Origin of the sequence: Reyranella sp. (genome assembly GCF_052439685.1) — a bacterium.
Lineage (GTDB): Bacteria > Pseudomonadota > Alphaproteobacteria > Reyranellales > Reyranellaceae > Reyranella.
Genome location: NZ_JBQVQG010000027.1, coordinates 56,613 through 66,818 on the forward strand (window position 1 = coordinate 56,613; position 10,206 = coordinate 66,818).

Consider the following 10,206-nt stretch of genomic DNA (forward strand, 5'->3'; position numbering starts at 1 on the left):
AGAATAAAACATGGCAATGAATAAGAAGCTCGTCGTGTCGGGCGTGGCCGCGGCCATCCTCGTGATCGCGGCCTATGGCGTCGCGCAGATGTTCCTGTATGGCGATTCGGCCGTGGCGCGTGCCGAGGCGCAGTATGCGGCGACGCCCCGGCCGGTTGTCGCCGCCGGGGAAGGGACCTGCGCGTCGCAGCATCAGGAAAAGCCGGGCGTCGCGACGTGGGACCTGCTGGCCGACGGCTACGAGATCAAGGCGGCCGTTCCCGGGGGGGTCTGGCTGCAGAAGAGGAAGGACGTCTACTACTGCAATTCCGGCATCGTTCGAGATGACGAGACGATGTGCTGGAAGATCCGGGCGCCGCTCAAGGGCCAGAACTGCGCTGACGCCATCAGCAAGGCGCGCGCGAAGGATCTCCGCGGTTAGGCGGCATCCGGTGGGCGAGTGCGCTTCAGCGCGTCCGCCATCTTCTCTGCGATCATGACCGTCGTGAAATGCGTGTTGGCGCGCACGACGGTCGGCATGATCGACGCGTCGATCACCCGCAACCCCGAGCAGCCGATCACGCGGCATTCCGGATCGACGACCGAAAGCGGATCGTCGGCCGCGCCCATACGACAGGTGCCGCTGGCGTGCTGGGCGTCGGAGCATTCGGCGAACATCCAATCGTCCATTGCCCCGGCATTGAACGGATCCTCGATCGAACGTCCCGTCGTGCCGTACTCGACCCGTGTCGAGATCGCCTTGAAGGCGGGTTGCAGGCAGAGGTCGCGCATCCGCTGCACACCGTCGCGCATGCGCAAAAGATCGCTCTCATCCGACAGCATGCGCTCGTCGACCTGCGGATCGATGCCGGCGTCGCGTGTGGTGATGCGGACCGTGCCTTCGCTGAAGGCCTCGAAGGCGGAAACGGCGAGGCGTGCGCGCGCGGTGCCGCCATCTTCCTCCGGCCGCAGATTGCCGGCGATCATGATCATGTCGTTCACGCCAGCCCCTGCCAGTTCCGAAGAATAGCGCAGGCAGCAGTTGGTGTGGCGGTGCATCAAAGTGCTCACGCGCGCATCGTCGCGCAGCTCGAGCATCAGGCCGAGGATCGGGTGATCCAGCAGGTGCTTGCCGACCGGCCGGTCGGCAACCACCTCGATCCCCAGGGCGCCGAGCCAGTCTCGCGGGCCGATGCCCGAGCGTTGCAGGATCGCCGGCGAATGGATCGCGCCGGCCGACAGGATGACCTCGCGCCGTGCCCGGACGTGCCGCGCCTCGCCACCGACCTGAACGCGGACGCCGCTGACGTGCGGCCGGTTGCCTTCGAACTGCAGCGTGTCGACGACGGCCTCGCCGACGATCGTGAGGTTGGAGCGGCCGCGCGCCGGCTCGAGATAGCCATCGTTGGTCGAGATGCGCAGACCCTCGCGGCTGTTGATCGCGTAGGGCCCGACACCGGTGCCGGTCGGCGCATTGTGGTCGTCGCACCAGGGATAGCCGAGGCCGAGTGCGGCTTCCCGGAGAGCCCGGTCGACGGTGCCCCATTGATCGATTGGTGCGCGGTAGACCGGCAGCGGCCCGTCCTTGCCGTGATAGGGCGCGTCGCCGAAATCGACGTCGGTTTCGAGCTTGCGGAAATAGGGCAGGCAGGCTTCCCAGTCCCAGCCCGCGGCCCCCATGGAGGCCCAGTTCTCGAAGTCCTCGGGGATGCCACGGATCGCGATCTGGCCGTTGATGGTCGAGCTGCCGCCGATCGCCCGGCCGCGCCACAGCAGCTTGGGCTCCTGCCGTTCGGTGCGACGCGCCAGCAGCTTCGGGTAACGGTAATTGTCGTCGCCGATGGCGCGCAGCGGATTGGGAATGCGCAGATGGTGCGGCGTCTCGGCCGTGCGGAAGTCGCGGCCGGCTTCGAGCAGCAGGACCCGGATCGCCGGATCCTCGCTCAGCCGGGCGGCGAGGGTCGCACCGGCCGAGCCGCCGCCGATGATGATGTAGTCGTAATCGTCGTCCATGATCGTTTCCTGGCCTTCAGTCGCTGGCACGCTTCTTGGTTAGAATGCCACCGTCCGTTCAGAAAGCCGCACGCAAAAGGAGCGCCGCATGGTCGCAAACGTCCTGGAGGTCAATCCCGAACGCCTGTGGGAGAGTCTCGAACGGTCGGCGGAGATCGGTCGCTTCCGCGACGTCGGCCTGCGCCGCCTGGCCCTGTCGGCCGAAGACAAGCAGATGCGCGACCTGTTCGTCGAGTGGGCGAAGGCAGCGGGCTGCACCGTCGAGATCGACCGGCTCGGCAACATCTTCGCGCGCCGGCCGGGCACCGACCCGTCGCTGCCGCCGGTGGCGATCGGGAGTCATCTCGACACGCAGATCTGCGGCGGTCGTTATGACGGCATCCTGGGCGTGCTCTGCGGCCTCGAAATCGTGCGGACCCTGAACGATCGCGGCCTGCAGACCAAGCGCGGCATCGAGGTGATCTGCTGGACCAACGAGGAAGGCGCGCGCTTCAATCCGCCGATGATGGGGTCGATGGCCTTCGCCAAGGTGATCACCCTGGAGAGTGTGCTGGCCACCACCGACGATGCCGGCATCACGGTCGAACAGGCACTGGATGAGATCGGTTATGCCGGCGCTGCCCCCGTGGGCCGTGAATTCGATTCCTATCTGGAGCTGCACATCGAACAGGCGCCGGTGCTGGACCGTGAGGGCTGCGATGTCGGCATCGTGGTCGGCGGCTACAAGACCCAGGCGCTGCGCCTCACGATCAACGGCGATACCGGGCATGCCGGCGGCACGCCGATGGCGCAGCGGCGAAACGCGCTGGTCGGCGCCGGCTATGTCATCGCGGCGGTCAACGACATCGGCCTCTCCTATGCCGCCGACGAGGGCCGCACCACGACGACCCGCATCGAGAGTTTCCCCAACCTGGCGGGCACCTATGCCGAGCAGGTCAAGCTCACCATCGACTTCCGCCATATCGATGCCGAGCGCTTCAAGTCGATGCGTGCCGAGGTCGATGCCGCGATCGCCGCCGCGGGGACGAAGGCGAATGTCGAGATCGAAGTCACTGAGGGCTGGAGCTGGGGCAGCGAGCTGTTTGCCCCGGAATGCATCGAGCTGCTGAAGTCGACGGCGAACGAGCTCGGACTTCCCTATCGCGAGATGCGGAGCCAGGCCGGGCATGACGCCTATGCGGTGGCGACGCTGGTGCCGACCGCGATGATCTTCACGCCCTGCTTCGAGGGCATCAGCCACAACGTGAACGAGGCGATCGAACTCACGCGCTCGGTGCCGGGCGCCAACCTGCTCCTCAACGCCGCCGTCACCCGGGCAAATCGTTAGGACCTCTTCGCGTCACCGGTGGCATGGGATTTGCGTTGATTTCGCAAAGACTGTTCGCGTTTCACGGCCCGTAAAGACGGGCCGGCATGGGGGTGCAGTCATCGCCGAGACCGCGTGTGGCGGAGTCGGCTGATGACGTGAACAAGCGGGCGGCGTCCTTTCATCCGGCGAATGGTGGCGACATGAAGCGGCGAGTTCTTCTGCAAGGTGCGGCGGGTGCAGCGTTTCTGGCGGGTGGGGCATTGCCCGCGTCGGCACAGAGCCGCGCGGAGACGCTGAGATACGTGACCGGCGCGACCATCAACACGCTCGACACGACGATGCCGGGCGCCACGCGCGAGGCGTTCGGTCTCAGCATGAACGTCTACGACCGTCTCTTCAGCTTCGGCCGCAAGAAGGTGGGCGAGAACTGGGCATTCGATCCCGACACGATCCGCGGCGAACTTGCCAAGTCCTACAGCATCAGCCCGGACAGCAAGCTGATCACCATCACCCTGCGCCCGGATGCGACCTGGCACGACGGTACGCCCGTGACGGCGGAGGACGTGAAGTGGTCGCTCGACAGGCACGTCACGGCGAAGTCGCTGGCTGCACCGCAGTTCACCACCGGCTCGCTCACCAGCGCCGCCCAGTTCAAGATCGTCGATCCGCAGACCGTGACGGTGACGCTCGACAAGCCCGACCGGCTGGCCCTGGCCAACCTGTGCGTCTGCTATGCCATCATGATCAACAGCAAACTGGCCAAGAAGCACGCCACGGCCGACGATCCGTGGGCGATGGAGTGGATGAAGACGAACACGGCGGCCAGCGGCGCCTACATCATCGACAGCCACAAGCCGGGTGAGAGCACCGTGCTGCGCCGTAACGAGAAGTGGAGCGGCGGTGCCGGCGGCGCGCTGCCCTTCTTCAAGCGCATCATCATCCAGACCGTGCCGGAGCCGGCGACCCGCGCCAACCTGATCGAGCGCGGCGATGCCGACCTCTCCATCGACCTCGCGGCCAGCGATCTGCCGACCATCGAGAAGTCGGCCAAGTCCAAGGTCGTGTCGATCCCGCAGACCAACGGCTTCACGCACATCTCGATGAACACGCAGATGGCGCCGTTCGACAATCTCAAGGTACGCCAGGCCGTTGCCATGGCGCTGCCCTACGAGGACATGTTCAAGGCGGCGATCTTCAGCCGCGGCACCAAGCTCTACGGCGGCACCTGGGCCACTGTGCCGCCGGATGCGAGCTTCCCGCAGGCGATTCCCAACAAGACCGATCTCGCGAAGGCCAAGGCCCTGCTGGCCGAGGCGGGCCATCCCAACGGCTTCTCCACCACCTTCGCCTTCACCGCGGGCCAGACCGCGACGGCGGAGCCGATGGCGGCGCTGGTCAAGGAAGCCCTGGGCAAGATCGGCATCCAGGTCGAGATCCAGAAGAAGCCCGACGCCGAATTCAACACGCTCGAGTCGGAGAAGAAGATGCCGCTCTTCACCGACGGCGCGACTGCCTGGCTGCCCTACACCTATTACTTCTTCTATCTCTACTTCACGCGCGACCAGCGCTGGAACTTCGCGAGCTTCAAGAGCAAGAAGATGGAGGATCTGACGCTCGAGGCCCGCTACCAGACCGACAAGGCCAAGTATGAAGAGGGCTGCAAGCAGATGATCGAGCTGTTCAACGCCGAGACGCCGTTGATCATGCTGTGGCAGCCCAACCATGACGCCGTGATGGCCAAGTCGGTCGACGGCTACACCTACCAGTTCTACCGTCAGGCCGACTTCCGCGACCTCAAGCGGGTCTGACACCGTGCTTGCGGCGATCCTGCGCCGGGTCGGTCGACGCCTGCTGGCGTCGATTCCGGCCCTGTTCGGGGTGGTGGTGGTCACCTTCGTGCTGATGCGCGTGCTGCCGGGCGACCCGGCGGTGTTCTTCTCCTCCGGCCCCTCGGCCGGCAAGGAGGAGATCGAGGAACTGCGCCGCAGCATGGGGCTCGACCGACCGATCCCCGTCCAACTCGTGCGCTATCTGGGAGAGGTCGCCACCGGCAATCTCGGTCGCTCGATGACCACGGGGCAGCCCGTCGTGGTGGACATGACCCGCCGCCTGCCGGCCTCGCTCGAACTCACCTGCACGGCCCTTTTCATTGCGCTTCTATTCTCGGTGCCGATGGGTGTCGCGGCGGCGCTGAGACCGGGCACGGCCATCGACCATATCGTGCGCATGCTCTGTACGCTGGGAGTCTGCGTGCCGACCTTCGTGTCCGGGCTGCTGCTGATCTACGCCTTCTACTACCTGCTGGGCTGGGCGCCCGATCCCACCGGGCGCATCGACATCTTCGCCGGGGCGCCGCCCGACATCACCGGCTTCTTCCTGATCGACTTCGCCCTGAAGGGCGATTGGGAAGGATGGTGGGCGGCCTTCTCGCAGCTCCTGCTGCCGGCCTGCACCATGGCGCTGTTCGTCCTGGCGCCACTGGCGCGCATGACGCGGGCCTCGATGCTGGCGGTGCTGGGCAGCGACTTCATCCGCACCGCCCATGCGATGGGTCTGTCGCGCCTGCGCATCATCGTGGCCTACGCCCTGCGCAACGCGCTGCTGCCGGTGCTGACCATCACCGGCATCGTGTTCTCGACCATGCTGGGCGCCAACGTGCTGGTCGAGAAGGTCTTCTCCTGGCCCGGCGTCGCCTCCTATGCGCTCGACGCGCTGCTCGCCTCCGACTACGCGCCGGTGCAGGCCTTCGTGCTGCTGATGGCGATGATCTTCGTGATGGTGAACGTCACGATCGACGTGCTCTACGGCATCGCCGATCCGCGGGTCTCCGTCGCATGAGCGACCTCGCCCTCAATGGCTCCTCGACCGGCCGCCACATCGTCTACGTGTTGCGCTCGAACCCCGTCACGGCGCTGGCGGCCGCGGGCACGCTGCTGCTGGTCCTGATCGCGATCCTCGCACCGGTCCTGGCGCCTTACGATCCCGTTGCCTCCAACGTGCCGCAGGCGCTGCAGCCGCCCTCATGGGCGCACCTCGCCGGGACCGACCAGCTCGGCCGCGACATCCTGAGCCGCATCATCTGGGCGGCCCGCATCGACCTGATGATAGCGATCTCCGCCGTCAGCCTGTCGTTCGTCACCGGTGCCGTCATCGGCGGCTTCTGCGGCTATCGCGGCGGTCGGCTCGACCGCTGGGTCGGTCGCTTCGTCGACGTGCTGATGGCCTTTCCCCTGTTCGTGCTGGCGATGGCCATGGTCGCTGCGCTGGGCAACCGGGTGGAGAACATCGTCATCGCCACCGCCGTCATCAACCTGCCTTTCTATATCCGCTTCGCCCGCGCCGAGGTGAACGTGCGGCGCAATGCCGGCTGGGTCGAGGCGGCGCGCGCCTGCGGCGACAGCCATCTCTCGGTCGTGCTGCGTGTCCTGCTGCCCAATGTCCTGCCGGCCATGGCCGTGCAGATCTCGCTCAACCTGGGCTGGGCGATCCTCAATGCGGCCGGCCTCTCCTTCATCGGGCTGGGCGTGACGGCGCCGACGCCGGAGTGGGGGATCATGGTCGCCGAAGGCGCGCGCTTCATCACCACGGGCAAGTGGTGGCTGGTCGCCATGCCGGGCCTCGCCCTGATGCTGACGGTTCTGTGCTTCAACCTGCTGGGCGACGGGCTGCGCGACATCCTCGATCCGCGGATGCGCACATGACCGCGCAGCTGCTGCAGGTCGAGAAGCTGCAGGTTGCCTTCTCGACCCGCCACGGCACCATCACCGCGTTGCACGGGATCGACATCGCTCTGGCGGCGGGCGAGACGCTGGGCATCGTGGGCGAAAGCGGCTCGGGCAAGTCCGTGACCTCGCTCGCCGTCATGCGGCTGCTTGATCGGGCCGGCAAGATCACGGGGGGGCGCGTGCTCTTCGAGGGCCGCGACATCACCCATGCCGGGCACGCCGATCTGCGGCGGCTGCGCGGCTCGGCCCTGTCGATGATCTTCCAGAACCCGCGCGCGGCGCTGAACCCGATCCGCACGGTGGAGCAGCAGATCGTCGACGTGCTGGCCGCTCACGGCAAGCTGTCGCGCGCCAATGCGCGGGCGCAGGCGCTCGACCTGCTGCGCGCCGTGCTGATCCGCGATCCCGAGGCAAGGCTCGGTGCCTATCCGCACGAACTGTCGGGCGGCATGTGCCAGCGGATCATGATCGCCATGGCCATCGCCTGTGAGCCGGTGCTTTTGATCGCCGACGAACCGACGACGGGCCTCGACGTCACCACGCAGCAGACGGTGATGGAGCTGCTGGCCCGCATCCAGGCGGAGCGCGGCATGGCCATGATCCTCATCACGCACGATCTCGGGCTGGCCGCGCGCTGGTGCGACCGCATCGCGGTGATGGAGGCGGGCCGCGTGGTCGAGCAGGGCGAGACCGTGGCGCTGTTCGAGGCGCCGGCCCATCCCTATACGAGGCGGCTGGTGGCGGCCTCGCCGACCCGGCGCTCGACCCTGGCCGACCTGGCACCGCCCGGTCTGGCGCGTGACGCGGCGCCGGTCGTCACGGTGCCGCGCGAGCAGGGGCCGGGCACGCCGCCGCTCCTCGAACTGGTGAACGTCGTGAAGTCGTTCGGCGGGCCGACGCGCGCCGTCGACGACGTGTCCTTCAAGATCCCGCAGGGCGGCGCGCTGGGGCTGGTCGGGGAATCGGGGTCGGGCAAGAGCACGCTGTCGCGCCTGATCTGCCGCCTGATCGATCCGGACGACGGCGACATCGTGTTCGACGGCGAATCGATCGCGCGCGTGCCCGCCCGCGAATTCCATCGGTCGCCGCGGCGTCGCGACATCCAGATCGTGTTCCAGGATCCCAACGACAGTCTCAACCCGCGGCACACGGCGTTCGACAGCATCGCCTATCCGCTGCGCCGACTCGAAGGGCTGCGTGACGGGGCGGCGCTGCAGACGCGTGTACGGGAGGCCGCCGCGCGGGCGGGCCTGCCGATGGACCTGTTGCAGCGCTTCCCGCACCAGCTTTCGGGCGGCCAGAAGGCGCGGGTCGGCATTGCGCGCGCCGTCGCGCCGCGACCACGCCTGCTTGTGCTGGACGAGCCGACGGCGGCACTCGACGTGTCGGTCCAGGCGGTGATCCTGCAACTGCTCGACCGGCTGCGGCGGGAGGACGGGATCGGCCTGCTGTTCGTCAGCCACGATCTCAACGTCGTGCGCATGCTGTGCGACGATCTCGTCGTGCTGCAGGCCGGACAGGTCGTGGAGGCGGGACGCAGCCAAGAGGTGTTCCAGCGGCCTCAGGCGTCCTACACGCGCACGCTGCTCGACGCCGTGCCCTACTTCGATCCGCAGCGCACAGAGCTTTTGAGAACGGCTTGATGTCATGACGGCAGGCGATCTCTCTTCCCTAGAGGCCCGGGTAAAGCGGGACCTCGAAATGACGGCACATCCGCGCACCGACTGGATGGTGCCGCGCCTGTATCAAGGCAAGCCGGCGCTCGACGTGTTGATCGTCGGTGCCGGTCAATCGGGGCTCTGCATCGGCTTCGCGCTGATGCGCGACCGGGTGCGCAACATCCTCCTGATCGATCGCGCGCCGGCGGGCCGGGAGGGGCCGTGGGTCACCTTCGCCCGCATGCCGACCCTGCGCAGCCCCAAGGACCAGACCGGTCCCGACCTCGGCATGGCGAGCCTCACCTTCGAGGCCTGGTACGATGCGGTCCAGGGTCCCGGCAGCTTCGCCGGCCTGCACCTCATTCCGAGCAAGGCCTGGCATGACTACCTGCAATGGTATCGCCGCGTGCTCGACATTCCCGTGCGCAACGACGTGGCCGCCACGGCGATCGCGCCCGGCCGGCTCGACGATGGTGGCAGCTGCCTGCTGGTGGCGCTGTCGACAGGCGAAGTGCTGGCGGCGCGCAAGCTGGTGCTGGCGACCGGCCAGGACGGGACGGGCGAATGGTGGATGCCCGACTTCGTGCGGGCCCTGCCGCAGGACCGCCGCGCCCATAGCTGCGAGATGATCGACTTCGAGCGCCTGCGCGGCCGCACGGTCGCGGTGTTGGGTGCCGGCGCCTCGGCCATGGACAATGCCGCCGTGGCGCTGGAGCACGGCGCCACGGTGCATCTCTTCTGCCGCCGCGCCGAGCCGTCGGTGGTGCAACGCTATCGTTGGCTCACCTTCGCGGGTTTCCTGAAGCATATCGGCGAGATGCCGGACGAATGGCGCTGGCGGATCATGGGCAACATCCTCAACGCCCGCGAAGGCTTTCCGACCGACACCTACAAGCGGGTCATCGCCTTTCCCGACTTCACGATGCAGGTCGACCGGCCGTGGACCGATGCGCGGATGGAGGGCGACCGTATCCGCATCGACACGCCGCGCGGGCCGTTCCTGGCCGACTATGCGATCTGCGGCACCGGGATCCGCCAGGATGTGGCGCGGCGCCCGGAACTCGCCTCGTTCGCCGACAAGATCGCGCTGTGGCGGGACCGCTACACGCCGCCGCCCGGCGAGGAGGATCCGCTGCTCGCGGCCTATCCCTATCTCGGTCCCGACTATTGCCTGCTCGAGCGTGTGCCGGGCGAGGCGCCGTGGCTCGCCGACATCCATGTCTTCGGCATCGGCTCGACCCTGAGCTTCGGACCGTCGGGCAGCAGCATCAACGCCATGACCGCGGCCGTGCCGAAGGTCGCGGCCGGCGTGACGCGCGGCCTGTTCGCGGGCGACCTGCAGCGGCACTGGGCATCGCTGCTGGCCTACGACGTCAAGCAGGTCGAACTGGACCGGAGCCGGCTGACGAGAGCGTAGAGTTCTTGGACCCAATGGAATCACGTCACCCCACCTCATGCTGAGGAGCGCTCCGCAGGAGCGCGTCTCGAAGCATGGGTACGAGCACCGCGTTTCATGCCCATC

8 protein-coding genes are annotated in these 10,206 nt (G+C 67.4%); 7 read left to right on the plus strand and 1 reads right to left on the minus strand.

The features are described 5' to 3' along the window. Window positions 1–10: 10 nt before the first annotated feature. The gene (locus ACT6UX_RS24830; protein ID WP_444777833.1) at window positions 11–421 is read left to right on the plus strand and encodes a hypothetical protein; all 411 of its coding nucleotides are present in this window, start codon (window positions 11–13) and stop codon (window positions 419–421) included. On the opposite strand, the gene ACT6UX_RS24835 is transcribed toward ACT6UX_RS24830, so the two are convergent. After that, window positions 418–1,995 (minus strand): GMC family oxidoreductase, encoded by a 1,578-nt coding sequence (locus ACT6UX_RS24835; RefSeq protein ID WP_444777841.1) that lies wholly within the window; start codon window positions 1,993–1,995, stop codon window positions 418–420. The two genes, ACT6UX_RS24830 and ACT6UX_RS24835, sit on opposite strands and share 4 nt — an antisense overlap. Window positions 1,996–2,080: 85 nt before the next feature. Between ACT6UX_RS24835 and ACT6UX_RS24840 the strand changes: the two genes are divergently transcribed. The 6 genes from ACT6UX_RS24840 to ACT6UX_RS24865 all read left to right on the plus strand — a co-directional run bounded on the left by ACT6UX_RS24840 (window position 2,081) and on the right by ACT6UX_RS24865 (window position 10,101). Beyond that, window positions 2,081–3,319: a Zn-dependent hydrolase gene (locus tag ACT6UX_RS24840; RefSeq protein WP_444777834.1), complete on the plus strand. Its 1,239-nt coding sequence runs from the start codon at window positions 2,081–2,083 to the stop codon at window positions 3,317–3,319. A gap of 182 nt (window positions 3,320–3,501) precedes the next feature. Then, a complete protein-coding gene (locus tag ACT6UX_RS24845) occupies window positions 3,502–5,109 on the plus strand; it encodes an ABC transporter substrate-binding protein (RefSeq protein ID WP_444777835.1) in 1,608 nt (535 codons plus the stop codon). Between the two features lie 4 nt (window positions 5,110–5,113). Beyond that, window positions 5,114–6,139, plus strand: a complete 1,026-nt coding sequence (locus ACT6UX_RS24850) for an ABC transporter permease (protein WP_444777836.1) — start codon at window positions 5,114–5,116, stop codon at window positions 6,137–6,139. After that, window positions 6,136–7,002: an ABC transporter permease gene (locus tag ACT6UX_RS24855; protein WP_444777837.1), complete on the plus strand. Its 867-nt coding sequence runs from the start codon at window positions 6,136–6,138 to the stop codon at window positions 7,000–7,002. Before ACT6UX_RS24850 ends, ACT6UX_RS24855 begins: the two co-directional genes overlap by 4 nt. Further along, entirely contained in the window at window positions 6,999–8,669 is a 1,671-nt protein-coding gene (locus tag ACT6UX_RS24860; RefSeq protein WP_444777838.1) for a dipeptide ABC transporter ATP-binding protein, read from the plus strand. The genes ACT6UX_RS24855 and ACT6UX_RS24860 overlap by 4 nt, the downstream gene beginning before the upstream one ends. 58 nt (window positions 8,670–8,727) lie before the next feature. After that, complete coding sequence (locus ACT6UX_RS24865; protein WP_444777839.1) at window positions 8,728–10,101, plus strand: FAD/NAD(P)-binding protein; 1,374 nt, start codon at window positions 8,728–8,730, stop codon at window positions 10,099–10,101. Window positions 10,102–10,206: the final 105 nt, after the last annotated feature.